Origin of the sequence: Mesorhizobium sp. DCY119 (assembly GCF_003590645.1) — a bacterium.
In the GTDB taxonomy this organism is placed as follows: Bacteria; Pseudomonadota; Alphaproteobacteria; order Rhizobiales; family Rhizobiaceae; genus Mesorhizobium_M.
In genome coordinates, this window is record NZ_CP031834.1 from 2,630,631 (window position 1) to 2,654,093 (window position 23,463).

The following is a 23,463-nucleotide window of genomic DNA, read 5'->3' on the forward strand; positions in this document are numbered from 1 at the left end:
TCCTAGCGCGACGACCAGACCGGGAACAGGTCATTCTCGGCCGGGGTCGCGGCAAAGATGGCGCGCGCGATGGCCCGCGCCATGGTCGCGCCTGCGGCGGCATAAAGGTCGATGGCGTCGTTCAGTTCCAGCGTCTTCCCGCTGCGGCCGGTTGCGAGTGCAAACACCAGATCGCCGTCGACGGGCGTGTGCGTCGGCCAGATGGCGCGGGCAAAGCCGTCATGCGCGGCGATTGCAAGCCGCTTGGCGGCCGCCTTGGTCATGACTGCATCGGTCGCGATTATCGCGATGGTGGTGTTTTCGCCGGCCTTCAGCCCGTCCCGGAATTTGAGACGAACGTCCTGGGCATCCGCGGGCAGAGGCGCCGGAAAGCCAAGCCCGCCGAACTCGTCGCCCATCTCCCAGGGGGCGGCCCAGAAATGACGGCTGTTGCCAACAGTAACAGACCCGGTCGGGTTTGCGGCGACCAGCGCGCCGATGGTGACGCCATTGGGCAGCAGCGTCGAGGCTGAGCCGAGGCCGCCCTTCAATCCGGCGCTCAACGCGCCTGTTCCGGCACCAGCGGTGCCGATTGAAAAATCCAGCGAGGCGTTCTGCACGGCCTCGTAACCGAGTTCGCGGTACGGCGGATAAAGCCCCCAATCCTTGTCGCCGCCGTTCGGCAGGTCGAAAAGGATCGCAGCCGGCACGATCGGGATTCGAAAATCGCGCGCCGCAAAGCCGATGCCCTTTTCGCGCAGTGCCGCCTGCACCCCGGACGCTGCGTCGAGTCCGAACGCCGAGCCGCCGGACAGCACCACCGCGTTGATGGTTTCGACCGAATTGTGTGCCTCAAGGAGGTCGGTCTCGCGCGTTCCAGGCGCTCCGCCCAGCACCTGCACGCCTGCCACCGCCGGCTCATCGCAGAGAACGACGGAAACGCCGGATTTGAGCTTTGCGTCGTCCGCATTGCCGACGCGCAAGCCGGCGACATCGGTGATCAGATTGCGCGGTCCGGTCTTGAAGGTCATTGCACGTCCAATGGGAGAAAGCGTGAGCCGTCGAAGCGGAACAAACGATAGGGGTTCGCCGAAAGATCGCCCCTGTCATTGAAGCGCACGGGGCCGATCGCGGTGGAGAACTCGCGGCCGGCCAGCGTCCCGGCCAAAGGCTTTCCCGTGTCGGCTGCTTCGGTCACTGCGGCTATGGCAATCTCGGTGGCTGCGTAAGCCGGAAGCACGTAGCCCTCGGGAACTATTCCTTTGGCGCCAAGCTTCTCGATGGCGGCCGGCGTGGCGATATCGGACCATTCAGAAAGGGCGACCATCAACGTGCCTTCGGCGAGCGGCACGTCTCCCGGTGCAGACCGCAAATTCTCGCCACCGGCAAAGGTGATGTCGGTGCCAATCTTTTTTGCGTCGCGGGCCATGATGGCGATGTCGTCGCGGTCGCCGCCGACGAAGACATGCGTCGCCTCGGCTTTGCGCAACCTGCCGACCAGACCGATCTGGTTGTCGAGCTGCGGCCGGAATGTATCGGTGAATACGGGCTTTAGCCCGCTTTGCTCAGCCGCCGTTCGAAAACTTTCGGCCAGTTCGCGGCCGTAGATCGTGCCGTCATCGATGACCGCAAAAAGCTCTTCGCGCCAAAGCCGGGTCAGCAGACGCCCGGCTGCCTCGCGCTCGCTGTCGGCGCGTGGTCCCAGGCGAAACACCGGCCAGCCGGTTTTTTCGCGGCGGTCGGTCAGGCTGTCGGTGCGCACGCCAACCGTGATGACGGGGATGTTTGCCTGCTTCAGGATCGGCAAGGCGGCTTCGATGGACTCCGTGCACAAAAAGCCGACGACAATCTGTACCTTTGCGTCGACAAATCGCTGGGCGGCATTCACGCCGCCTTCGCCCGTGCAGGTGTCGTCGGCGACTTCAAGTGTGATGTCGGGCGCGCTTGCTGCTTCGAGTGCGCCGTTGCGGATCTGCTCGCCGAGAAGCTGGGAAGGGCCGCTGAGCGGAGCGGCCACGCCGATGCGCATTGCCTCCGCCCGAGCCGGGCCGCCGGCGAGCGCCAGCGCGAACAGTGCGCCAATGACAAAGCCTGCAATCCGCATAGGTTTCAACGTTTCCCCCAATGCCGGCAAGGGCATAGCCGGCATCATTTTCCGGCCAAGAGGTAAAGGCTGCCCCTTGATAGCGCAACACGCTAATTCAAGGGTGGCCCAAGTCGCATTGCTTGTGGCGTTATGTCCTTGGCCATATATACCGGACAACTGATTGTCTTGGGGTTTACCGAGTGTTGAAGAAAAACGATATCGAGCCGCAGGCCTACCGGGATGCGATGAGCCATTTTGCCGGAGCCGTCCATGTCGTGACGACAGATGGGCAGGCTGGTAGGCGCGGCGCGACTGTGATTGCGGCCTGTTCGGTGTCGGATACACCGCCGATGATTCTCGTCTGCCTGAACCGCGAAAATCCCAAAAATCAGCTGTTTGTCGAGAACGGCAATTTCGCGTTGAACACGCTGTCTTCCCATCATCAACACGTGGCGGCAGGGTTTTCGGGCATCACGAAGCTGTCGGCTGACGAACGTTTCGCGCTTGCGCAATGGGACACGATTTCCAGCGGCGCGCCGACGCTTGCCGATGCGCTGGCGGTTTTCGATTGCGAACTGGTCGATACCAAGGATCTCGCGACCCATCGTGTGCTTTTTGGCAAGGTGACAGGCTTGCGCATCGGCGATAATTTGGAGCCGCTCGTCTATCACGACCGCGGCTATCACGTCCTTGGCCGATAAGGCCCATGGAGACGCAATGAACGAAGCGACGCCACGCCCGGTTCCCCAATCGATCGACGAAACACTCGAGATGCTGACCGGGGCGGATTATGTCGCCGACCGGGCGCTGGCGACGGTGCTGTTCCTCAGCCTGCGCATGAAACGGCCGCTTTTCCTGGAAGGCGAGGCTGGCGTCGGCAAGACTGAAATCGCCAAGGTTCTGGCACAGGCGCTCGGCCGCCGGTTGATCCGGCTGCAATGCTATGAGGGGCTCGACGTTTCCTCGGCCGTCTACGAATGGAACTATGCCGCGCAGATGATCGAAATCCGCATGGAGGAAGCCGCCGGCAAGGTCGACCGCTCCGACATGGAACGCAACGTCTTCTCCGAAAAATACCTGATCCGCAGGCCAATTCTCGAAGCGCTGACCGGCAAGGATGGCGCAGCGCCGGTGTTCCTTATCGACGAACTCGACCGTACTGATGAAGCGTTCGAGGCGTTCCTTCTCGAAATCCTTTCTGATTTCCAGGTGACGGTGCCGGAGCTGGGCACGATCAAGGCGGAAGAACCGCCCATCGTCATCATCACCACCAACCGCACGCGCGAAATCCATGACGCGCTGAAGCGGCGCTGCCTCTATCATTGGGTCGATTATCCCGATGCAGAGCGCGAACTGGAAATCGTCAACCGAAAGGTGCCGCAGGCCAATGAGCGGCTTTCGGCCGAGGTCGTGCGCTTCATCCAGAAATTGCGCGAAATCGAATTGTTCAAGGTGCCCGGCGTTGCGGAGACCATCGACTGGGCGAGCGCTTTGACCGAACTCGACAAGGTCGCGCTCGATCCCGAAACCATTTCCGACACGATCGGCGTGCTGTTGAAATACCAGGACGACATAGCGCGCATCGAGCAGGGCGAAGGCCGCCGCATCCTCAATGAGGTGAAGGCGGAGCTTTCGGCGGCAGAGTAGACGGCGGGTGATGGACAATTTTCGTTCCACTCCGAAAACCGCCAAGCCCGAAGGGCGCATTGCCGACAACATCGTCTATTTCGCCCGCGCCTTGCGCAAGGCCGGCATGCGCGTCGGGCCGGCTTCGGTCAAGGATGCGATAGAGGCGGTGCTGGTGGCAGGCATCGGCAGCCGCGACGACTTTTACTGGACCCTGCATGCCGTGCTGGTCTCGCGGCACGAAGACCACGCGACATTTGACGAGGCCTTTCGGCTGTTCTGGAAATCGCGCGAACTGATCGAGAAGATGATCGCCATGTTTTCGCCGGTTGCGCCCGACAAGCGCGAGAAGCAGAAGCCGCGCACGGCCGAAAACCGGGTCAGCCAGGCGATGTTCGAGGGCCACGAAAAGAACCAGCCGCCGCGCGAGATTCCCGAGATCGAGATCGATGCGCGCTTCACCGTGTCGGGCAACGAGATGCTGCGCGGCAAGGATTTCGCGCAGATGAGCGCTGCCGAGATAAGCGATGCCAAGCGCGCCATCGCCGCTTTGCAACTGCCTTTCGATATGGTCACGACACGGCGCTTCCGGCCCGACACACGCGGTCGTGTCGATCCGCGCGCCATGATGCGTGCCGCCGCCCGCACCGGCGGCGAGCTTATTCTGCCCAAATTCCGTTCGGCGCGCGAGGTTCATCCGCCGCTGGTGGTTCTGGCCGATATTTCCGGCTCGATGAGCCAGTACACGCGGATTTTCCTGCATTTCCTGCATGCGCTGACCGAGAAGCGCCGGCGTGTTCACACTTTTGTCTTTGGCACGCGGCTGACCAATCTGACCCGCCAGATGCGCCATCGCGATCCCGACGAGGCGCTGGCGGACAGTTCGGCTGCCGTTCAGGACTGGTCCGGCGGCACGCGCATTGGCGATACGCTGCATGAATTCAACCGGCTGTGGTCGCGCCGCGTGCTCGGGCAGGGCGCTGTCGTGCTGCTGATTACCGACGGGTTGGAACGGGACGACGTTGCTGGCCTGAGCGAGGAAATGGAGCGGCTGAAAAAATCCTGCCGGCGGCTGATCTGGCTCAATCCGCTGTTGCGCTTCGACGGTTTCGAGGCCCGCGCCCGTGGCGTTAAGGCGATGCTGCCGCATGTCGACGAGTTTCGACCGGTGCATAATCTCAACGCGCTGTCCGACCTCTGCGCATCGCTGGACAAGGCGACGACACGCGATGTTGATCCCCGCCGCTGGATGGGGATTGGCAGACCGCATGCAGCATGACCATATTTGTCGTCTGACGGTTTCGGAAAAGACCGTGTTCAATGAGAATCTGAGGGAGCGTCATGCAAAACACAGCGCATCTCGATGAAAGCCGCGATCCGCTGATTATCGCGGAAGGCTGGATGAAGGACGGCAAGGACGTCGCCATCGCCACCGTTGTCGAAACCTGGGGCTCGGCGCCGCGTCCGGTCGGCAGTCATCTGGTCATCGACGCAGAAGGCAATTTTCACGGCTCGGTGTCGGGCGGTTGCGTCGAAGGCGCGGTCGTGTCTGAGGCTGCGGATGTGATCGAGGGCGGCAAGCCGCGCATGCTCGAATTCGGCGTTGCCGACGAGACCGCCTGGCAGGTAGGGCTTTCCTGCGGTGGGCACATCAAAGTCTATGTCGAGCGACTGGGATAACGGCGCATGGACCCGCTGCATCTGAAAAAGCTGAACACTGAGCGCCGGGCGCGCCGTGCCGCGATCCTTGTCACCGATCTGGGCGATGGCCGCGACCGCATCGTGCGCGAGGGCGACACGGTTGCGGGCGAACTTGGCGAGGCGATTGCAAAGGCGTTTCGCAGCGGCAATTCCGGTTCGGTCGTGGCCGAAGGCCGGAATTTTTTCCTGAACGTCCATCTGCCACAGCCCCGGCTGGTGGTGATCGGAGCGGTCCATATCAGCCAGGCATTGGCACCGATGGCGCAGATTGCCGGTTATCCGCTTGAAATCATCGATCCGCGCACGGCCTTCGCGACCGACGATCGCTTTCCCGACGTGACGCTGTTTGCCGAATGGCCGGAAGATGTTCTGAAGACGCACCCGCTCGACAGCTACACGGCTTTGGCAGCGCTGACGCATGACCCGAAGATCGATGACTTTGCACTAAAGGCTGCACTCGACGCCGATTGCTTCTATATCGGCGCGTTGGGCAGCCGCAAAACCCATGCAAAGCGAGTCGAACGGCTGATGGCCATGGGCGCGCCGAACGAGGGTATCGAAAAAATCCACGCGCCGATCGGGCTCGACATAGGCTCGGCCAGCCCAGCTGAAATCGCCGTTGCCGTGCTGGCGGAAGTCATTCGCGCCTTCCGTTCGCGCGGGACGGCAAGGTTGCCAAAGGGCCAGGCGGCGTGAAGTTCGGGGCGATCCGCACCGAAGACGCAAAAGGCGCCATACTGGCGCATTCTGTCTCCGTGGGTGAAAGGCGTTTGCGCAAGGCGCATGTGCTGTCGGCCGAAGATATCGCCGCGCTGACTGCAGCCGGGGTTCGCGAACTCGTCGTTGCAAGGCTCGATCCGGGCGACCTCGGCGAGGACCAGGCGGCCGATCGCATCGCCAAAAAGCTCTCGGCCGACAACATCGAGACCAAGCCGGCGGCTACCGGCCGTGTCAATCTTCACGCCGAGGCTTCCGGCGTCTTTACCGTCGACAAGGCGACGATCGATGCGATCAATGCCGTCGATCCCGCAATCACGATTGCAACCGTTGCCCAATATGCCGAGGTCGAGAAAGGCCAGATGGTTGCGACCATCAAGATCATTCCGTTTGCGGTCTCGAGCGATCTGGTCGAGCGGGTAATCGGGCTGGTGAATTCAGCCCAAGTCTTGGCCGTCCATCCATTTCGGCCGAGGCGCATCGGGCTTGTCCAGACCATGCTTCCCGGCCTGAAGGAAAGCGTGCTGAACAAGACGGCGAACATTACGGCCGCGCGCTTCGCCCGATCGCAAAGCCGGATCACGCAGGAGCGGCGAACGCCGCACGAAACCGGTGCGGTGAAGCAGGCCGTCGAAGAGTTGTTGGGCGACAACGACATGGTCGTCGTCTTCGGCGCATCCGCAATGAGCGATTTCGAGGATGTCATTCCAGCAGCGATCGTCCAGGCCGGCGGCAAGGTCGTTCGCGCGGGCATGCCGGTCGATCCCGGCAATCTGCTTGTTCTTGGCGAGGTTGGCGGCAAGCCGGTCATCGGCGCGCCGGGCTGCGCCCGCAGCCCCAAGGAAAACGGTTTCGACTGGGTGCTGGATCGCGTGATTGCGGGTCTGCCGGTTACCGATATGGACATTGCCGGCATGGGTGTCGGCGGCCTGCTGATGGAAATCCCGACACGGCCGCAGCCGCGCGAGATAGGCGAGAAACCGCGCAACCCGAAAGTCTATGTCGTGCTGCTTGCCGCAGGCAGGTCCAGCCGCATGGGCGGGCCGAACAAGCTGATGGCGCTGTTCGACCAGAAGCCGTTGATCAGGCAAAGCGCTGAACGCGCGATTGCGTCTCGAACTGCCGGCACCATCGTCGTCACCGGCCATCAGGCCGACCGGATTGAAAGAACGCTTGCCGGGCTCGATATACGGCTTACGCACAATGCGGATTTCGTGTCGGGGCTCTCTTCTTCGCTGAAAGCCGGCATCGCAGCCTTGCCTGACGATGCTGCCGGTGCGCTGGTGGTGCTTGGCGACATGCCGGCGGTAACCGCTGCCGATCTCGATCATATGGTCGAGGCGTTCAGGCGGTCCGGGGCGCAGTCGATCGTGCGCGCCACGCATGACGGCAAGCGTGGAAATCCGGTCCTTCTGCCGCGTGCGCTTTTCCCTGTGGTGGCGACATTGCAGGGCGACACTGGCGCGCGCCATATCGTCGAGGCCGAGGGTGCCGACGTTATTGATGTGGAGATCGGCGCAGGTGCCGCGATCGACGTCGACACGCGCGACGCCATGGTGGAAGCTGGCGGCATCCTGCAGGAAACCTGAGAAGCGAGGCTCATGATTTTCAAGACCCTGTTGCGCGGAGCGCTGGTGTCCGCGCTGTTTCTGGCGGATGCTCCGTCGCTCGCTGTTGCCGACGGTTTGACGCTTTCTCCCTTCAAGGACGAGCTGTTTGCCTATCCGGGTATCCTGTCCACCGCGCAGGGCGGCGCCTATACCGTGGTCGACTATCGCGAGATGCGCGACATCAATGAGCGCGACGAGATTCCCGAACGGCGCGTGCGCGGCAAATATGTTTCCACCGGCGTTCGCAAGGTCCAGAAGGATCTGGTGCTGAAGACCGACAGCGGCGACATCCGGCACTTCGCGGTGGGTAGCCTTCAGAATGCCAAGCTGATTACGGTCTATCTGCACGGGCAGGGCGGCAGCCGTAAGCAGGGCGTCGATGATTTCACCTTCGGTGGCAATTTCAACCGGGTGAAGAACCTGATGGCCGCGAATGGCGGCCTGTATCTTTCGCCCGATTTCCCGGATTTCGGCGACAAGGGTGCCGCGCAGATTTCCGCGCTGATCGCGCATTACGCCGATCAGTCGCCCGGCGCGCCGGTGTTCGTGGCCTGCGGTTCGATGGGCGGTGCTTTATGCTGGAAGCTTGCCGGTGACAAAGCTATCGCGCCCCGGATATCCGGGCTGCTGCTGCTTGGCTCGCTCTGGGACGACGGCTTTTTGTCGAGCCCGGCGTTCAAGCGCAAGGTGCCGGTTTTCTTCGGGCAGGGCAGCAAGGACCCGGTCTTTCCCATCGACAGCCAGGAGGCATTCTTCCGGTCTATTTCCGCCAAGTCGCCCGGCTATCCAACCCGCTTCGTCCGTTTCGAGACCGGCACGCATGGCACGCCAATCCGCATGACGGACTGGCGCGAGGTTTTGAATTGGATGCTTTCTCTCAAGCGATGACGCTATCCCATTGTTTCGCGTTCATTTTTGAAGCGCGAATTAAGGGGCCGTATTGTAGTCGACGACCGACTCTGGGTTGATTTCACCGTCATAGGAAGCATCAACGTCGTATTGCACGAGCGTAAAATCGCCGTTGCGGAACAGCCATGTGCCGTTTGATGATGCGTCGCCCACGCCGCGCCATTTTCCATTCGACATGATGGTTTTCGTGGCTTCGTCGTAGGATGAGTTGATGAGCTGGTTTTCGCTGCGGTAACCGATGACGTTGATCGCCTCGACCTTGCCTTCGCTGTTCCCGCCTTCGTAATGGATGTCGAGTTCGGGCGTCGCAAAATGCAGTTCGCGCACGCCGTTCGTCTCGTCGGCCAGATAGTAGACGTGGATTTCATTATAGGCGCCGGCCAGGCAGAAAAAGCGGAAAAGCCGCGCCTTCTGTTCAGGGTCGCTTTCGGCGCTGCCGGCGGGATGAAACGAGATTGTGTGCTCCTCGGGCTTTATCGCGTCGTCAGGCTGGCCGGGCGCGAGCGAGGTGCATTGTTTTGAGTGGGTCGCGGCAAATGCGTTCCTGGCCTCTTCCAGAACCGCATCCTTCGGCGCAGGCGTTGGCCCGTCACCGCAAGATGCGGGCAGGGCTTCCTCCAGCGGCTTGTCGCTCGGCTTCAGATCGCCTTTTTCTATGCGCAGGCCGGTAAAGGTCTGTTCCTGTAACTGAGGGTTCACGAGACGCGCGGTGTAGCAACCGGCGAACACGGCCTCGCTGCCGTCTTTCTTGCGGGCAAGGACCGCGGCGGGAATGCTGAAATAGGTGCTGCCGGCGGCCCCTTCGGCGCTGGCTTCGCCAGTGACGACCTGCACCTCTTCGGTGTTCTCGTAACCCTTGACGAAGGCCTCATAATCTTTCGCAGGCTTGGTATCGCCGAAATAGTCCCAGGCGCGGGAATATTCCTGGCGGTTCACTGCATTGTACAGCGACTTGATAAGAGAGGCGGCATCCGAACGGTCGTCGAGATAGGTTGGCTCGGCGGCCATCGCCGAAGCGGCAGCCAGACACGAAGCAAGGGCGGCGAGCACTATTCGTTTCATCCGCGAATCTCCCATTCAGCGGATAGTATCGGCCACGGAATGCGGCGCGGTCGTGACGGCCAAGCATCTGTAGCAAAAGTCGTCCCGGCGCGAGGCGCCGGAAACTATTAGCTATTATTTGAGAGCCATCTCGCGAGCGATACGTGGAAAATCGGCAGGCTTCACGCCGATGTCGGCACGGTCTGCATTGCTCATCGCGTCGAGCATCTGGAACGCGGCGCGATAGCGGTTGTTTTCCCGGTGACGCCGGCTGGTGAACATTTCAGTCAGGAACTTCATGATCAGGACCCTTGGTTGGTCCTCCCACGATCAATATAATCGATTTATATTCCTTGTGCAGGGCAGCATTTGCATGGCTGCCATGTGTTTCGTCGAATCCCGGCTGAAACTTTCTTCCGCGCGGCTCGTATCTTCCTATGCCGGCCGAAAGCCGGTTTTTCCTCGTCGCAAGACGAATTCGGGCTGCACTTCGGTGTGGCCCATTTTTTGGCAGGTGCTGTCTGCATGAAACGGACTGCACCTAAATTTCTCCTCATCACGCCAAGCTATTTTTAACGAGCGCTGTCCTATGGTCGGGAGCGAAATGGCCAGTCGCGCGTTGACGGCAGAGGAGGCTGTCTTGGGAACGAACACCAACCGCGATTTCGCCTCGCTGCTTGACGATCTCTTCGTCAACCCGGCGCCATTCGAGGAGGCATCTCCTCCACCATCGGTTCCGTTCGACTATATGTCCGTTGCCGATGAGCTTCATTCCGGTCGTATCAAAGTCTCGACTGAGACGGCTACCGCCGAATATCGCGACGCTTCCGAGAATTTCGAGGCAGGCTTTGCCGCGTTGCTCTCAAATCTCGATCGATTGGCAGCGGACGAGGTGGCCGAGATCGAAAAGCTGCCGCCGATTGACCCCGAGGCGATTGCCAAGGAACTTGGATTGGCGGCGGCAAAAGCGAGTGCCGATTTCGGACGGCTTCGCCGGAGTTTTGCCTTCCACAATCATCCCGACCGCGTGGCCCCGCATCTGCGCCAGCGCGCCATGGTGCGCATGCAGGTTGCCAACATGCTGATCGACGACGCCAAGCGGCGCGCCGCCAAGCCGACCAAACGCTGACGCCCAGATTTTTACGCATTTGCCCGGACGGTGAGGAAAGCATTTTCCCGGTCGGCGAGGAAATTTGGCCTGCCGCTGCTTGGCGACGGGGCTGTCCCCGGTTTATGCTGAGGCCTCCTTCCCAGCGTGACCACGCAAAATACCCTTCCAGTTCCGGAGATTTTCCATGCAGCAGCGCCGCATTGGCCGCACCGACCTTTCCGTTTCCAAGATCTGCCTTGGCACGATGACATGGGGGCAGCAGAACACCGAGGCCGAAGGTCATGCCCAGATGGACCTCGCTTTCTCGCGCGGCGTGAATTTTCTCGACACGGCCGAACTCTATTCGATCCCGCCAAAGCCCGAGACGCAGGGAAGCACCGAAACCATCGTCGGCAACTGGATGAAGGCGCGCGGCAATCGCGACCGCGTCATCCTCGCCTCCAAGGTGGTCGGCCGCACCTCTAATGAATGGTTCCGGGGAGGGCGGCCGTCGAAGCTGGTGCGCGCCGACATCTTCGATGCGATCGAGAAATCGCTGAAAAGGCTGCAGACCGATTATCTCGATCTCTACCAGATCCATTTTCCGGATCGGCTTATCCCCTGGGGCTCCAACCCGACGCGCATCGGCACCGTGCCGGGCAAGCGCGCCGAGGATGAAACGCCGATCGCCGAGACGCTCGCCGTGTTCGACGAGTTGGTGAAGGCGGGCAAGATCAGGCATCTCGGCCTGTCCAACGAAAGCTCCTGGGGCGTGATGCGCTTTCTCACCGAGAGCGACAAGGGCATCGGCCCGCGGGTCGCTTCGGTGCAGAACGCCTATAACCTCGTCAACCGCACTTTCGAGGTCAATCTGGCTGAGGTCTGCGAGCGCGAGGATGTCAGCCTGCTTGCCTATTCGCCGCTGGCGCAGGGCTATCTGACCGGAAAATACGACCATGGTGCAAAGCCGGAAGGTGCGCGTTCGACGCTGTTCAACCGCGGTCAGCGCTACGAGACGCCCTACGCCGCTGAAGCGCTGCTCGCTTACAACGAGCTTGCGAAAAACTTCGGCATGGAGCCGGCGCTGTTCGCCAGCGCCTATGTGACCAGCCGCTGGTTCGTGACCTCCAACATCATTGGCGCGACCTCGATCCCGCAACTCGAAACGGCGCTGGCGGCAGCCGAAGTGACCTGGACCGACGAGATGCAGAAGGCCGTCGACGACATTCACCAGCGTGTCGGCAATCCGTGCCCCTGAACGACAGATTGTGACGTTCTGGCCAGTGGACCGGCCCGGGCCCGCTCGATAAGTTGCGGGCCATATTCGCGAGAGGAAAAAATCATGACTGATATCTGGTTCCGCACGGGCGAGGCGACGGTGCTTGCAGCCGAAGGACAGGCGACGGACGCGATGCCCGAGGTTCTGATCGGCTCGGTACGCGGGCCGGTGGGGCAGGCTTTCGCCTCGATGATGGGGCAGGTGAAGGGCCATACCCGCATGTTCGTGGTGCGCGACCTGAACCAGCAGGTGAAGCCGGCGACGATGATGACGACAAAGGTCACCATCAAGAACATGGCCTATGCCGAGCTGCTTGGCGGTGTCGTGCAGGCCGCCACCGGCGACGCCATCGTCGATTGCCTTGCCGAGGGCATCCTGCCGAAGGACGAGGCCGACGAGCTCTGCATGATCATCATGATCTGGCTCGATCCGCGCTGCGCCGAGGACGAGAACCTCGACAAGAAGGATCTCTATCGCACCAACTACGAGGCGACCAAGATCGCCATCTCGCGCGCCATGACCGGCAAGCCGACCGCCGACGAGCTGATCGCCAACCGCAAGACGGTGAAGCATTACGCGCTCGACGGCGTCATCGACTACTGAGAGATTGTTTCCTAACTCTACCCTGCCGGCCATCTGACGCGGCAGGGTGGGTTGTCCAACAATCTCCGCTCTGGTCGCTGGACCGCCGCTTAAGCCGCGCTGGCTGTGATTTTGGTGGCCGCAAGGGTCTATGGATGCGCGCATAGCCCTTTCGATCGCCAGAGTTCCTTGTTCATGAGCAGCACTTCCATATCCGCGCCGGCGATCCTCAGATCGCAACGCTGGGCGTTGGCCGCGCTGCTGCTTGGCGGCATCGTCATCGGCTGTTCGCCGATCTTCGTGCGGCTTTCCGAAGTCGGGCCGATGACCACGGCGTTCTGGCGCGTGGCGCTGGGAATGCTGCCGCTTCTCGGCTGGCAGGCCGCCAGCCAGTCGCGCGGCGAGGCCGATGCACGGCCCGCCGGCTTTTCCGATTACATCGCCCTTTGCGTGCCCGGCGTCATGCTGGCCGGCGACCTCGTCGCCTGGCACATTTCGCTTCACCTGACGTCGGTGGCCAATGCGACGCTGCTTGCCAACATGGCGCCGATCTTCGTGACGCTGGGCGGTTGGCTGCTTTTCCGCACGAAAATCAGCCGGATTTTCCTCACCGGGCTCGCTCTGGCGCTGGCCGGCGTCGTCATCCTCAAGGGCGGGCCGGCAGCCCTTGGTGGCGGCGACATCAAGGGCGATGTCATCGCCATCATCGCCGCGGTCTTCTATGCCGGCTACATCCTGTCGCTCGGAAAGGTGCGCAGCCGCTATTCGACGCTGACCGTGATGCTGTGGACGACCGGCTCGGCAGCCATCTGCATGCTGCCGCTGGCGCTGTTCTTCGAGGCCGGCTTCTGGCCCTATACGCTGTTCGGCTGGGCGATCCTGATCGGGCTTGCCTGGCTGTCGCACGCCGGCGGGCAGGGGCTGATCATCTTCGCACTGGCCTGGCTGCCGGCGGCCTTCTCGTCGCTGACGCTGCTGATCCAGCCGGTGGTGGCGACCATATTGGCCTGGCTCCTGCTCAGCGAGACGATCGGCATCATGCAGGCCGTCGGCGGGATCATCGTCCTTGCCGGAATACTGGTCGCGCGGCGCGGCTAGGCTGTGTCCGACATTCAGGTGATGGCTGGCTGCAAATGGCGATTTTATGCGCTTCCGGTGCTCACGTACCAAATGTATTTTTTAGCCGGCCTCGCGTCATCAAACTGCAATAAACAAAGCTTGATCGGCCTATCGATTGCATTAGACGGCGAAACGAATAAACAGGAATCTGAACCAGAATTCCTTTGAAAAGCCGTCGCGCCATGAAGCACCGAATCCTGTTCGGATCGTATCCGATTCCGCGCTTTGCCGGGGTGCCGAGCCACAATTTCATCGTCTGGGTCGATCCCGACGGGAAGCCGCTCTACGAGATCAATGGCGGGGCGAGCAATCCTGACGGCACCTTCAATTATTTTTCGATCTTCGGCCGGCTGACCGCCGTGGAAACCGACTATGCGCACAGCAATCTGGCATACTGCCCGGAATTCCATATCCGCCCGACGTCGCGCACCGTGCTGTTGCTGGAAGCGCCTCATCGCGAGGTCGCGGCGCGCTGGGCGCGGGGCATGAGGACGGTGAACCGCATCGCCGCTTCGGGCCTGCGCTATTCCTTCCTGACCCAGAACAGCAATTCGGTCGCCTCCGCTGTCGCGCGCGGCATGGACCTCGTCGTACCGCGCTCCTCTCTCGGACCGCTGCGCGCCCCCGGCGGACGCCGCCGGCTGGCGCTGGAGCCAATGGTGGCTTAACGGCATCTCTTCCTTCTCCCACAAGGGGAGAATACGTCGGCGCGTTTCATCATCGCCACCCTCCCTCATCCTGAGGTGCGAGCGAAGCGAGCCTCGAAGGACGCACCTGTTCATCGCCACGCCCTGCATCGCAGTCTGGCCATTGTCAAAGAGCCGGGAAAGACGGGCGGCCGAAATCTCGCTCATCTTTTGTATTTTCTGCGATCTTTCGACCGCCCGTCTCGGTGTCTGTCCCGAAGTCGGCCGGTCACAACGCCCGCTCCATGTACATTCCATGGACAAGACGCCGCGGCTTCTCCGCATGGTTTTGGGCAGTGGCATTTGCGCCGTGCTCGTTCCACGCCGACCTGTGTCGGGCCCTCGGGTCCCTGGCTACCACACCAAGGCGGGAGGTCACCGCCACTCCCCCTTGATCCCGGTTCCAGAACCCGGTCCCGCAGGAGCGATGGGGGATTATGCGGGAGGTGTTTTGGGTGGGGAAAGATTGGGCGAGAAAAAATGTGCGGGGTGAATGGAAACAATGGGTTGGCGGGAAATTGGGTGGAAATCTTTCCTCCACAGTTTCCGCTGGTTTCAGCTTCGGCAGTTCTGCACCGTGGCAGCCTTCACAGATGGTCCGGCATGGATCTGTCGCAAGAGCGACCCCCGCATGCGCTTCGCTCATGCTGCGCCCGGGATGACGAACGGCATGTTAGGTCTTCGCTAATCGTCAACGCTGGCTCGCGGCAGTTGCGTCTTTGGCCAGCAACAACGTTTGCGATTGGCTGCGACACCCCCTCTCTTCGTCATCCCGGGCGGAGCACGAGCGAAGCGAAGGGCGCAGACCCGGGGATCCATGCCGGAACGGAGAAGAGCCTCAGCGGTGCAGACTGCAACAGCGGCAAGACCGGGCCGTGCTTGACGATGCTGCGGCCAATGGGTCCCGGATAACCTCCGCTTCGCTACGGTTTCCGGGATGACGAATCGCGTGTTTGGCTCTCGCTAATCGTCAGCGCTGGCGCGCGGTAATTGCGTCTCTGGTATTAAACAACGTTTGCGATTAGCGGCGACACCCCCTCTCTTCGTCATCCCGGGCGGAGCGAAGCGGAGACCCGGGATCCATGCCGGAATGCAAAAGAGCTTCAGTGGTGCAGAACGCGTCGACATCAGGGCCGGGCCGCGCCAGACGATGCGCTGGCCAATGGATCCCGGATAGCCTCCGCGTCGTCCGGTTTCCGGGATGACGATGTCATGGTTGGCACCGCCAGTCACCAAGCCCGCCAAGTCACCTTTGCCTCACCATCAGATTCTTTACAGCACCCTGTCGGCTTGCTCGCAGCTCGTTCGTCTTAAGGATATCGACGGTCCGGCAGAGCGCCGGCAGACACACGGGAGACGACGATGAAGACAATGCTGATTGCAATGATCGCCACTGCAGCCGCCGCTTTTGCCGGCCCGCGCACCGCTGAAGCCGAGGAGGCGAAGCCCAGGACCGGTTATGTCGAGAACAATGGCGTGAATTACTATTACGAGATTCATGGCGAGGGCGAGCCGCTGCTGCTGTTGCATGGCGGGCTCGGTTCGATCGACATGTTCGCGCCGATCATGCCGGCGCTGACCGAGCACCGGCAGGTGATCGCTGTCGACCTGCAGGGTCATGGCCGCACGGCACTTGGCGAACGCGAGATCAGCCTGACGGCGCTGGGCGACGATATGGCGGCGGTGCTGAAGGAGCTCGGCTACGGCAAGGTCGACGTGCTCGGCTATTCCTTCGGTGGTGGCGTCGCCTTCCGGCTTGCCGTGCAGCATCCCGAGACCGTGCGCCGGGTGGCGCTGGTATCGGCGGGTTACGCGGCCAACGGCTTCTATGACGACATGCGCGTCCAGCAGGCGCAGGTCACGGCAGCCGCCGCCGACTTCATGAAGGACACGCCGATGTACAAGTCCTATGTCGCGGTAGCACCCAAGCCGGAGGACTTTCCAAAACTGCTCGGCCAGATGGGCAGCTTCATGCGCCAGGATTACGATTATTCCGAAGACGTCAAGACGCTGAAAATGCCGGTTATGATCGTGTTCGCCGACAGCGACATGTACAAGCCCGAGCATATCGTGAAGTTCTATCAGCTGCTTGGCGGCGGGCTGAAGGATGCCGGCTGGATGCGCGAGACCATGTCGCAGAACCGCCTGGCGATTATCCCCAACCGCACCCACTATGACGTCTTCTTCGCACCCGAACTGGTTTCGACCACGCTGCCGTTCCTCGACGGCCAGACCAAGGTCAAGACGTGGGACGAGGTGGTGGAAGAGGCGAAGAAGTAAGCAAGTTTTACGACGAAAAATGCCCGCGCGTCCGGAAGGAGGCGCGGGCATTTGCTTTAGTCGGGCTGGAATATGTGTGCGTAGAGATAGCTCAGGTTTCGCGCGGCTGTGGCGGTGAGGTGATCTGCATCGCGATACAGCGGGACGCCGTCGCGGGCGGCCGCGCAATGGCCGTTGCTGCAGAAGGCCGGAAGCGGATCGACGATCATCGCATCGTACTTCCTCGCATATGTCTCGATCGTGGAGCGGGCGAGTGCTTGTCTCTTCTCGACGTAACTCCATGGCGGCGCCACGTCCGCCGAGCCGCCTTTGATGGCAGCTTTCGCCAGGGCCTCGGGGATATTGCGGCCCATTTCCGGCACATCCATCACCAGGACGACTTTCGTGCCTTGCCGGGTCAGTTCCGCCAGAGTGCGGTCCAGCGCTGCGGCGATAGGTGCCGAATGATCTTCGAGTGAGGGCGATACCGAAGGATCGAAGTAGATACCCTGATTGGGAAGCTCGGCGTCGTGAACATATTTTGGCCAGTAGGCGACCAGAAAGACGAGCGGAATATGTTGCTCGGCAATCATATCGCGTATGGCCGCGTTGAATTCCCGGCATTTCTCGAAGAGGAGGGGATCAGACAGCTGCACGTCGAAGAGCGGAGGGCAGGATGGACGCGGGGCCGTCAGCCCACGCACGCCAGCCTGACTGGCCGCAGCGTCGATCGCCGGGCCCATCGCCTCTGCATGGGAGTCGCCCCAGACGAGGAATTTTGGCTCGCCGGAGTCGGTTTTTCCGATGTTGCAAAGCTTGCCCGATCGGACGTCCTCGGCGGATGCCTCCTGTCCTTTGCGGTCCGGGGAACATCCGGGCCCCGAAAAGCGGGCGACGTCATATTTGGCGCTATAAATCCGCTGCGCGATCTCAGGCAGGCGCTCGGGCACGCCCTGTTTTTCCACGACGATATCGCCGAGTATCACGGACGCCACCACAGCCGCGATCGCGCCTGCAAACAGCGGTCTTCGGCTGATGAAACCGGACTGATTGCGAAAGGGGCGCTCGATGAAGCGCCACGACAATATGGCAGCCGCGATCGCTCCGAGAACAACCAGCACGCCCTGCACCGGGGAGAGTTCCGGCCACACCAGATAACGCGTGAAGACGATGGCGGGCCAGTGCCAGAGATACAGCGAATAGGAGATCAGTCCGATGAACACCATGGGCCGGGCAGTCAGCAGCCGGCCGGCGGGGCCATTGGTTGCATGGCCATGAATGACGAGCGCTGCGCCTATGCATGGAACCAGCGCGGCAAGGCCCGGAAATGGCGTGCTGTCGTCAAAGGCGATGACCGCATAGACGATCAGGAGAATTCCCAACGCGGCCACTGCCTCGCGGGCCGGCCGGCTGCGGACGGCAGGGAGGACGTTGAAGGCTAGAAGCGAGCCGAGCAGCAGCTCCCAGATACGGAATTGCGTCAGGTAGAATGCCGAGACGGGGTTCGTGTGCACGGCCCATACGCTTGCCGCCAGCGATGCAATGAGCAGCGTGAGCAGTATCGGCGCGATGTAGCGGCGGGCAAACCTGCCGAGCAGGATCAGGACCAGGGGAAAGAAGATGTAGAACTGTTCTTCGACAGCCAGCGACCAGGTGTGAACCAGCGGCTTCATCTGGGTGCCGATGTCGAAATAGCCGCTTTCCCTTTCGAACTGGAAGTTCGAGGTGAAGAAGGCGGCGGCACGGAGACTGCGGGCAAAGTATTCGAATTCCGCCGGCATGAAGAAGAGCCATGCCATGATGCCGCAAGCCGCAAACATCGCGAAAAGTGCAGGGAAGATGCGGCGGATCCGGCGCTCGTAGAAGCGCAGGAGATTGAATTCACCTCGGATGATTTCCCGCATGATCAGGGATGCCATCAGGTATCCGGAAATCACGAAGAACACGTCGACGCCGACGAACCCGCCTTTGAAGCCAGGGATTCCGGCGTGATAGAGAACGACCGGCAGAATTGCGATGGCACGCAGGCCGTCAATGTCCGCACGATATCGCAGATGCCCGGCTTGCCGGTCGAGGATTGGCGTCCGGACCGTGCCGGGCGCGACAGCAACATTCACCCAAATCTCTCCTGGAAACATGCGGGGGCGGAGAGGCTTCTGTTCCTGAAATGTGACTTCAGGTGGGCAGAAGCCTTGCGTTGCCACTGCTTAGCGGCAAATACACGGCAAAAGCGGCGGTTCGGTGTCGTCCGATCTGAGCGGACTTGTGCAATGCAACAACACCGTGCCAGAATTTTTGTCGAGTCTATTTTGGATGTTTCTGCGCGGCTTGCCTGGCGCTAAGAGATCGTTGAGCCTCAACTCGCTGGCTTCTCCACCGCTTGCGCTCGGGTATTGGGCGTCCATCAAGGCGTCCGAAGCGTCGCCAATTCTATGAAATTTGGAAAGAAAAATGAGCCGTTTCTGGAGCAGCCTGACCCACGAGCTGAAGCCATACGTACCGGGCGAACAGCCCCGCATGGCGGATCTGGTCAAGCTCAACACCAATGAAAGTCCGTTTGGTCCTTCGCCGCGCGTGCTGGAAGCAATACGCGGCGAGGCGGCCGATACGCTGCGGCTGTATCCGGACCCGCAGGCCGTCGCGCTGCGGGCTGCCTTGGCCGCCTATCACAAGGTGCAGCCTGAACAGGTGTTCGTCGGCAACGGTTCGGACGAGGTGCTGGCGCACGTCTTCGCTGCCCTGCTGAAGCATGATGCGCCGCTGCTGTTTCCCGACATCACCTACAGTTTCTACCCGGTCTATTGCCGCCTGTTCGGCATCGCCAGCGAGGCCGTTCCGCTCGATCCGGCCATGCAGATCCGCCTTGCCGACTATCGCCGGCCGGCGGGCGCGATCATCATGCCCAATCCGAATGCGCCGACAGGGATTGCGCTGTCACGGGCAGAGATCGTCACCCTGCTGGAGGATCATCCCGACGCGCCCGTGGTGATCGACGAGGCCTATGTGGATTTCGGCGCCGAGTCTGCGGTTCCGCTGGTCGCCGCACATCGGAACCTTCTGGTGGTTCAGACGATGTCCAAGTCGCGGGCTCTGGCGGGCTTGAGGGTCGGCTATGCGATTGGCGATGCCGAGCTGATCGAGGCGCTCAACCGGGTGAAGGACAGCTTCAACTCCTATCCTCTCGGCCGGCCCGCCCAGGCCGGCGCCATCGCCTCGCTGGAGGACGAAGCCTATTTTCAACAGAGCCGGCTTCGCGTGATCGAAGGCCGCGAGCGGCTGAACCGCGGGCTGGTGGGGCTTGGCTTCGACGTACTGCCGTCCGCGGCCAATTTCGTTTTCGCGCGTCATCCCGCGCATGAGGGGGCGGCACTGGCCGCCGCGCTGCGCCAACGGGCGGTAATCGTGCGCCATTTTCCAGCGCCGCGCATCTCTGACTACCTGCGGATAACCGTGGGCACGGAAGAGCAGATCGACCGGCTGTTGTCGGCTCTGTCGGAGATACTGGGCAGTTAGCGCCGCTTCTCGCGGCTGCCCTTCAAGGAACCGTGCAGATCGTCGAGCGCGTCAGGAACCGCTTCTCGCGACCATTGTCGAGCGAGAACATGCCGCCGCGTCCGGGCACGACGTCGATAATGAGATCGGTGTGTTTCCACACCTCGAATTGCGAGGCGCTGATATAGACCGGCGTCTCGCCGATCATGCCCAGAAGCACGTCCTGATCGCCGACGATGAAGTCGTTGCGCGGGTAGCACATGGGTGAGGAGCCGTCGCAGCAGCCGCCGGATTGGTGAAACAGCACCGGACCGTGATCGGCGATGATTTCGGCCAGGAACGCTTGCGCTTCCGGGGTGGATGATACCTTTCCCAGAGAGATTTTTTCCAGCATGAGATTCCTCCCTGACGAAAAGATAGAGCGGCGTGGCCGTTTCGACCACGCCGCCGTACGCCTTAGATCGCCGTGCGTCCATTCGGACGCACAAAGGACGATCTAACACTTTGAATGAGCATCGGAATATTCCGAAAACCGGTTCCACTTTTCGGTCCGATGCTCAGGAGGCGATCAGAAGAAGCCGAGCTTCTTCGGGCTGTAGCTGACCAGCATGTTCTTGGTCTGCTGGTAGTGGTCGAGCATCATCTTGTGCGTTTCGCGGCCGATGCCGGACTGCTTGTAGCCGCCGAAGGCCGCATGTGCCGGATAGGCGTGGTAGCAGTTGGTCCAGACGCGACCGGCCTGGATGGCGCGGCCGAAGCGATAGGCACGCGTGCCGTCGCGGGTCCAGATGCCGGCGCCGAGGCCATAGAGCGTGTCGTTGGCGATCGACAGAGCCTCGTCGTCGTCCTTGAAGGTCGTGACCGAAACCACCGGCCCAAAGATCTCTTCCTGGAAGACGCGCATCTTGTTGTGGCCCTTGAAGATCGTCGGCTTGACGTAGTAGCCGCCAGCCAGATCGCCGGGCAGGTGGTTCTGTTCGCCGCCGGTCAGCACTTCCGCGCCTTCCTGGCGGCCGATGTCGAAATAGCTCAGGATCTTTTCAAGCTGTTCGCTGGACGCCTGTGCGCCGATCATCGTGACCGGGTCGAGCGGGTCACCCTGGACGATCGCCTCGACGCGCTTCAACGCCTTTTCCATGAACTTGTCATAGATCTTCTCGTGCACCAGCGCGCGGCTGGGGCAGGTGCAGACCTCGCCCTGGTTGAGCGCGAACATGACGAAGCCTTCGATGGCCTTGTCGAGGAAATCGTCATCCTCGGAGGCAACATCCTGGAAGAAGATGTTGGGCGACTTGCCGCCGAGTTCGAGAGTCACCGGGATGAGGTTCTGGCTGGCATATTGCATGATCAGCCGGCCGGTCGTCGTCTCGCCGGTGAAGGCGATCTTGGCGATGCGCGGTGACGAGGCCAGCGGCTTGCCGGCTTCGAGGCCGAAGCCGTTGACGATGTTGAGCACGCCTTCCGGCAGGATATCGCCGATAAGGTCGGCCCAGAGCATGATCGTGGCAGGCGTCTGTTCAGCCGGTTTCAGAACAACGCAGTTGCCGGCGGCCAGTGCCGGCGCGAGCTTCCAGCAGGCCATGAGAAGCGGGAAGTTCCACGGAATGATCTGGCCGACGACGCCGAGCGGTTCATGGAAGTGGTAGGCGACGGTATCGTCGTCGATCTGCGAGAGGCTGCCTTCCTGGGCCCGCAATGCGCCGGCGAAATAGCGGAAATGGTCGATGGCGAGGGGAACGTCGGCTGCCGTCGATTCACGGATCGGCTTGCCGTTGTCCCAGGTCTCGGCCAGAGCGAGGAGGTCGAGGTTCTCCTCCATGCGGTCGGCGATCTTGAGCAGCATGTCGGCGCGGGTCGCTGCGGCAGTCTTGCCCCAAGCGTCCTTGGCCTTGTGGGCGGCGTCAAGTGCCGCTTCGATGTCGGACGCATCAGAGCGCGCGACTTCGCCGAGCGGACGGCCGGTCACAGGCGAGATGTTCTCAAAATATTTTCCGGATTTGGGCGCGACCCATTTGCCGCCGATGAAGTTGTCGTAGCGCTTGGCGAAGGGAACCTTGGCCGTGCGGGAAAATTCAACCTTGTTCATGTCTTCCTCCCGAGAAGCGACGCCGCAGGATGTGGCGTTTCGAGAGGCAGGATCGGCGCTGCTTCATGCGTTGTCAGCCCGGGCAGGCGCGATCGCAGCCGCTTAGTGTCGCAAGACTGCGACACCTCGAAGGCACAAAATCAATGCGTGCGCGATACGTCGAGGCGCTTCAGCTTGCGATGCAGCGTGGCGCGGCTGATGCCCAGCACTTGTGCTGCGGCGGTGACGTTGCCGTCGGCGCGGGCAAGCGCCCGCTGCAGGACGCTGCGTTCGGCATGGGCGAGGTTTTCCGGCTCGCCGCGTGTCGCGCCGAACAGATCGACTGCCGGGAGAGGGCGCGTCAGGCAATCCGGCGTGATGCCGAGCGCCTGACGGGCGGAGCGCGTCGCACCGACCACGAGATCGTCGGCATCGACCGCAACAAGTGCACCGACACTCTTGTCGATCGTCGGTGCAAGCAGAATGCGCGCCGTGGGGAACGATAAGCGGAAATTCTCAGCCTCGATGCGGCGCGCGGCGTCGATGACTGCCATCGAGATCAGGTTGGCAAAGCCTTCCGTCAGGTCTGCGCGGCAGGAGGATACGTCGAGTGCGGCGACCAGATTGCCCTCATGATCGTAGATCGGGGCGGTGGTGCAGCTGAGCGCGGTGTTGCGCGTGAAAAAATGCTGGTCGCGGTGGATGGTTAGCGCGCGCTGCTCGACGAGACAGGTGCCGATGCCGTTGGTGCCTTCGCTGTCCTCGCTCCAGACCGAGCCGGTCCACAGGCCCCAGGAGTGGAATGTCTCGTCGTCGGATGGCGCACCGCGGCGCTCGACGGGTACGCCGTCCCGGTCGGCCAGAAGCACGCAGCAACCGACGCCGCCGACGGCCAGATAGAGCCTGTCCAGACTGGGGCCTGCAGCGGCAAGCAGCGGTTCGATCTTCTGTCGCGCTTCCCTCAGCTCCGTCTCGGTCAGGCGCCTGGGGGATTTTCGTTCTGCCGGATCGAGCTGATGCAAGGACGAGGAACGCCGCCACGAAGCGACCAGAGCGGATTTCGCTGCGGCGTCCGAAGTGATCGCGGCCTGGATGCGGTCTGCATGATGGGCGGGTAAGTGTCCGACCATTATTTCCTCCCGAAACTTTAGCCTCTTCTCCTCTGCCTGGATCCGGCGCCCTCCCGGGCCGTATCTTGGTCGCAAGCGATGTTTTGCTTTGC

General features: G+C 61.8%; 22 protein-coding genes. 14 read left to right on the forward strand and 8 right to left on the reverse strand.

The genetic code is table 11. The annotated features are described in order from the left end of the window. Nucleotides 1-2: 2 nt before the first annotated feature. Together DZG07_RS12745 and DZG07_RS12750 are read right to left on the reverse strand one after the other, a co-directional pair. Entirely contained in the window at nucleotides 3-1,010 is a 1,008-nt protein-coding gene (locus DZG07_RS12745; RefSeq protein WP_119817577.1) for a P1 family peptidase, read from the reverse strand. Beyond that, nucleotides 1,007-2,083 (reverse strand): branched-chain amino acid ABC transporter substrate-binding protein, encoded by a 1,077-nt coding sequence (locus DZG07_RS12750; protein WP_162931611.1) that lies wholly within the window; start codon nucleotides 2,081-2,083, stop codon nucleotides 1,007-1,009. Before DZG07_RS12750 ends, DZG07_RS12745 begins: the two co-directional genes overlap by 4 nt. Before the next feature lie 182 nt (nucleotides 2,084-2,265). Here DZG07_RS12750 and DZG07_RS12755 point away from each other — a divergent pair, with 182 nt between their 5' ends. The 7 genes from DZG07_RS12755 (at nucleotide 2,266) to DZG07_RS12785 (ending at nucleotide 8,607) form a co-directional block, all read left to right on the forward strand. Next, nucleotides 2,266-2,766: a flavin reductase gene (locus DZG07_RS12755; RefSeq protein WP_119817580.1), complete on the forward strand. Its 501-nt coding sequence runs from the start codon at nucleotides 2,266-2,268 to the stop codon at nucleotides 2,764-2,766. 16 nt (nucleotides 2,767-2,782) lie between these two features. Continuing rightward, entirely contained in the window at nucleotides 2,783-3,712 is a 930-nt protein-coding gene (locus DZG07_RS12760) for a MoxR family ATPase (RefSeq protein WP_119817583.1), read from the forward strand. A gap of 10 nt (nucleotides 3,713-3,722) precedes the next feature. Further along, the gene (locus tag DZG07_RS12765) at nucleotides 3,723-4,970 is read left to right on the forward strand and encodes a VWA domain-containing protein (protein WP_091912809.1); all 1,248 of its coding nucleotides are present in this window, start codon (nucleotides 3,723-3,725) and stop codon (nucleotides 4,968-4,970) included. Nucleotides 4,971-5,032: 62 nt separating this feature from the next. After that, nucleotides 5,033-5,371, forward strand: coding sequence for an XdhC family protein (locus DZG07_RS12770; protein WP_119817586.1), 339 nt, complete (start codon nucleotides 5,033-5,035; stop codon nucleotides 5,369-5,371). Nucleotides 5,372-5,377: 6 nt separating this feature from the next. Next, nucleotides 5,378-6,088 (forward strand): XdhC family protein, encoded by a 711-nt coding sequence (locus DZG07_RS12775; protein ID WP_119817588.1) that lies wholly within the window; start codon nucleotides 5,378-5,380, stop codon nucleotides 6,086-6,088. Then, complete coding sequence (locus tag DZG07_RS12780; RefSeq protein WP_119817591.1) at nucleotides 6,085-7,698, forward strand: molybdopterin-binding/glycosyltransferase family 2 protein; 1,614 nt, start codon at nucleotides 6,085-6,087, stop codon at nucleotides 7,696-7,698. The genes DZG07_RS12775 and DZG07_RS12780 overlap by 4 nt, the downstream gene beginning before the upstream one ends. A gap of 12 nt (nucleotides 7,699-7,710) precedes the next feature. Continuing rightward, nucleotides 7,711-8,607, forward strand: coding sequence for an alpha/beta fold hydrolase (locus DZG07_RS12785; RefSeq protein ID WP_119817594.1), 897 nt, complete (start codon nucleotides 7,711-7,713; stop codon nucleotides 8,605-8,607). Nucleotides 8,608-8,646: 39 nt separating this feature from the next. On the opposite strand, the gene DZG07_RS12790 is transcribed toward DZG07_RS12785, so the two are convergent. Together DZG07_RS12790 and DZG07_RS23860 are read right to left on the reverse strand one after the other, a co-directional pair. Further along, the gene (locus DZG07_RS12790) at nucleotides 8,647-9,690 is read right to left on the reverse strand and encodes a DUF1176 domain-containing protein (RefSeq protein WP_119817597.1); all 1,044 of its coding nucleotides are present in this window, start codon (nucleotides 9,688-9,690) and stop codon (nucleotides 8,647-8,649) included. A 114-nt stretch (nucleotides 9,691-9,804) separates the two neighbouring features. Then, nucleotides 9,805-9,969 (reverse strand): hypothetical protein, encoded by a 165-nt coding sequence (locus DZG07_RS23860; protein ID WP_091912821.1) that lies wholly within the window; start codon nucleotides 9,967-9,969, stop codon nucleotides 9,805-9,807. Nucleotides 9,970-10,309: 340 nt separating this feature from the next. On the opposite strand from DZG07_RS23860, the gene DZG07_RS12795 reads away from it, so the two are divergent. From DZG07_RS12795 to DZG07_RS12820, 6 genes are all read left to right on the forward strand, one after another. Further along, complete coding sequence (locus DZG07_RS12795) at nucleotides 10,310-10,798, forward strand: hypothetical protein (RefSeq protein WP_091912823.1); 489 nt, start codon at nucleotides 10,310-10,312, stop codon at nucleotides 10,796-10,798. 166 nt (nucleotides 10,799-10,964) lie between these two features. Beyond that, nucleotides 10,965-12,017 carry an aldo/keto reductase gene (locus DZG07_RS12800; protein ID WP_119817600.1) on the forward strand — a complete coding sequence of 351 codons (1,053 nt, stop codon included), beginning with the start codon at nucleotides 10,965-10,967 and terminating at the stop codon, nucleotides 12,015-12,017. 84 nt (nucleotides 12,018-12,101) lie between these two features. Next, entirely contained in the window at nucleotides 12,102-12,641 is a 540-nt protein-coding gene (fae, locus tag DZG07_RS12805; RefSeq protein WP_091912827.1) for a formaldehyde-activating enzyme, read from the forward strand. Nucleotides 12,642-12,815: 174 nt separating this feature from the next. Next, on the forward strand, nucleotides 12,816-13,718 hold the full coding sequence (locus tag DZG07_RS12810; protein WP_162931613.1) for a DMT family transporter: 903 nt from the start codon (nucleotides 12,816-12,818) through the stop codon (nucleotides 13,716-13,718). A 203-nt stretch (nucleotides 13,719-13,921) separates the two neighbouring features. After that, nucleotides 13,922-14,407 carry a hypothetical protein gene (locus DZG07_RS12815; protein WP_091912831.1) on the forward strand — a complete coding sequence of 162 codons (486 nt, stop codon included), beginning with the start codon at nucleotides 13,922-13,924 and terminating at the stop codon, nucleotides 14,405-14,407. Nucleotides 14,408-15,787: 1,380 nt separating this feature from the next. Further along, a complete protein-coding gene (locus DZG07_RS12820) occupies nucleotides 15,788-16,705 on the forward strand; it encodes an alpha/beta hydrolase (protein WP_119817605.1) in 918 nt (305 codons plus the stop codon). Between the two features lie 56 nt (nucleotides 16,706-16,761). Here the strand turns inward: DZG07_RS12820 and DZG07_RS12825 are convergent, their stop codons facing one another. After that, the gene (locus DZG07_RS12825) at nucleotides 16,762-18,801 is read right to left on the reverse strand and encodes an acyltransferase family protein (RefSeq protein WP_245429485.1); all 2,040 of its coding nucleotides are present in this window, start codon (nucleotides 18,799-18,801) and stop codon (nucleotides 16,762-16,764) included. Between the two features lie 334 nt (nucleotides 18,802-19,135). Between DZG07_RS12825 and hisC the strand changes: the two genes are divergently transcribed. Beyond that, the gene (hisC, locus tag DZG07_RS12830; protein ID WP_119817611.1) at nucleotides 19,136-20,197 is read left to right on the forward strand and encodes a histidinol-phosphate transaminase; all 1,062 of its coding nucleotides are present in this window, start codon (nucleotides 19,136-19,138) and stop codon (nucleotides 20,195-20,197) included. Between the two features lie 22 nt (nucleotides 20,198-20,219). Here hisC and DZG07_RS12835 read toward each other — a convergent pair whose 3' ends face one another. The 3 genes from DZG07_RS12835 to DZG07_RS12845 all read right to left on the reverse strand — a co-directional run bounded on the left by DZG07_RS12835 (nucleotide 20,220) and on the right by DZG07_RS12845 (nucleotide 23,371). Continuing rightward, a complete protein-coding gene (locus DZG07_RS12835; protein ID WP_119817614.1) occupies nucleotides 20,220-20,570 on the reverse strand; it encodes a DUF779 domain-containing protein in 351 nt (116 codons plus the stop codon). Between the two features lie 174 nt (nucleotides 20,571-20,744). Next, entirely contained in the window at nucleotides 20,745-22,262 is a 1,518-nt protein-coding gene (gene adh / locus DZG07_RS12840) for an aldehyde dehydrogenase (RefSeq protein ID WP_119817617.1), read from the reverse strand. A 140-nt stretch (nucleotides 22,263-22,402) separates the two neighbouring features. Then, a complete protein-coding gene (locus DZG07_RS12845) occupies nucleotides 22,403-23,371 on the reverse strand; it encodes a helix-turn-helix domain-containing protein (RefSeq protein ID WP_119817620.1) in 969 nt (322 codons plus the stop codon). Nucleotides 23,372-23,463 lie beyond the last annotated feature (92 nt).

Bases quoted from the DNA above. Each gene is read 5' to 3' on its own strand.
- DZG07_RS12820 (WP_119817605.1), top strand. From the start codon at position 15,788: ATGAAGACAATGCTGATTGCAATGATCGCCACTGCAGCCGCCGCTTTT.
- DZG07_RS12845 (WP_119817620.1), bottom strand. From the start codon at position 23,371: ATGGTCGGACACTTACCCGCCCATCATGCAGACCGCATCCAGGCCGCG.
- DZG07_RS12835 (WP_119817614.1), bottom strand. From the start codon at position 20,570: ATGCTGGAAAAAATCTCTCTGGGAAAGGTATCATCCACCCCGGAAGCG.
- DZG07_RS12815 (WP_091912831.1), top strand. From the start codon at position 13,922: ATGAAGCACCGAATCCTGTTCGGATCGTATCCGATTCCGCGCTTTGCC.
- fae (WP_091912827.1), top strand. From the start codon at position 12,102: ATGACTGATATCTGGTTCCGCACGGGCGAGGCGACGGTGCTTGCAGCC.
- DZG07_RS23860 (WP_091912821.1), bottom strand. From the start codon at position 9,969: ATGAAGTTCCTGACTGAAATGTTCACCAGCCGGCGTCACCGGGAAAAC.
- DZG07_RS12765 (WP_091912809.1), top strand. From the start codon at position 3,723: ATGGACAATTTTCGTTCCACTCCGAAAACCGCCAAGCCCGAAGGGCGC.
- DZG07_RS12785 (WP_119817594.1), top strand. From the start codon at position 7,711: ATGATTTTCAAGACCCTGTTGCGCGGAGCGCTGGTGTCCGCGCTGTTT.
- DZG07_RS12760 (WP_119817583.1), top strand. From the start codon at position 2,783: ATGAACGAAGCGACGCCACGCCCGGTTCCCCAATCGATCGACGAAACA.
- DZG07_RS12770 (WP_119817586.1), top strand. From the start codon at position 5,033: ATGCAAAACACAGCGCATCTCGATGAAAGCCGCGATCCGCTGATTATC.
- DZG07_RS12810 (WP_162931613.1), top strand. From the start codon at position 12,816: ATGAGCAGCACTTCCATATCCGCGCCGGCGATCCTCAGATCGCAACGC.
- hisC (WP_119817611.1), top strand. From the start codon at position 19,136: ATGAGCCGTTTCTGGAGCAGCCTGACCCACGAGCTGAAGCCATACGTA.
- DZG07_RS12750 (WP_162931611.1), bottom strand. From the start codon at position 2,083: ATGCGGATTGCAGGCTTTGTCATTGGCGCACTGTTCGCGCTGGCGCTC.
- adh (WP_119817617.1), bottom strand. From the start codon at position 22,262: ATGAACAAGGTTGAATTTTCCCGCACGGCCAAGGTTCCCTTCGCCAAG.
- DZG07_RS12775 (WP_119817588.1), top strand. From the start codon at position 5,378: ATGGACCCGCTGCATCTGAAAAAGCTGAACACTGAGCGCCGGGCGCGC.
- DZG07_RS12790 (WP_119817597.1), bottom strand. From the start codon at position 9,690: ATGAAACGAATAGTGCTCGCCGCCCTTGCTTCGTGTCTGGCTGCCGCT.
- DZG07_RS12745 (WP_119817577.1), bottom strand. From the start codon at position 1,010: ATGACCTTCAAGACCGGACCGCGCAATCTGATCACCGATGTCGCCGGC.
- DZG07_RS12800 (WP_119817600.1), top strand. From the start codon at position 10,965: ATGCAGCAGCGCCGCATTGGCCGCACCGACCTTTCCGTTTCCAAGATC.